Raw genomic sequence first — 961 nt, forward strand, 5'->3', positions numbered from 1 at the left:
GCCCAGCACTGGTCGCCGGAGCCGGTGATGCCAGCCTTCGAGCAGGGCCGGTAGGAGCGTTCGACGAAGCCGGTGGTGTAATCCCAGCCGTCACCGATCCATGACGCCTGGGCGTTGGTGGCGGACGTCTTGCCGTCCACGGACGAGGAGTCGTAGGACAAGGCAACAGCGGGTGCCTGGCTGCCGAGGGAGGGCGGTACCTGGATCGGGGAGGAGTAGGTGAATGCACCCGAGGACGATCCGGCCGACCATGCCTGGGAGATATTCAACGGTGTTGCCGAGTAGGTGCCCGCGCCGGAGGAGGATCCGGGCACGGCCGCAAGGACCGTGCCCTGCTGGGATACCGGCGCTGCGGGAGCGACGGCGGACAGGGACTGGATTCGAGTCTGGGCCGTGCCGTCGTCTCCGGGGAGGGTCACGTCGGCGACGAGCTTCTTGGCGGCCGCGTCGTAGTGAGACGGCACGGGACTCTGCTGGAGGCAGCCTGCGACCTCAGGGGTGGTGAGTGAGCAAGCGGGCAGGCTCACGAGATGGGCACGTGCGGCCCAGTTCGCTCCGTAGCTCTCGGCGAGTGTGCTGGTGTCGAGAGTGAGGCGGATCTGGCCGGCGGCCTTGGCGCCGTCGCGGGAGAGCTTCAGGGCCGGTCCGGGGATGCCCGCGGCGGTCCCGGCCTTCGGGTCGACTACGTCGACCTGGACCACCTGGTCGGTGACAGGTGATCCGGCGAGCGGGGCGAGTGAGAGGGGAAGACCGGCGGCGCTGGCTTCGGGGCCGGCCTGTGCACTCTGCTCCGTGCTCCGGGCCTGCGCGGCAGCGGGGACTGTGCCGATGCGGACTTCGGCGTGGCCCTTGGGGGCCAGCCGCGCACTCTTCGGCGGCTGCCAGGTGGGCGGCACCGGGTGGCTGGGCACCGTCACCGGAATGCTGCCGATGCTCTTGCCCGCGACGGAGGCCGTGTTCG

At 70.4% G+C, this 961-nt stretch carries 1 pseudogene; it reads right to left on the bottom strand.

What is annotated here, in order from left to right:
- Positions 1-701, bottom strand: a pseudogene (locus ABD323_RS41750) (RHS repeat-associated core domain-containing protein); the annotation flags it as partial.
- Positions 702-961: the final 260 nt, after the last annotated feature.

This window comes from Kitasatospora nipponensis (assembly GCF_039528135.1).
GTDB classification, from domain to species: Bacteria; Actinomycetota; Actinomycetes; order Streptomycetales; family Streptomycetaceae; genus Kitasatospora; species Kitasatospora nipponensis.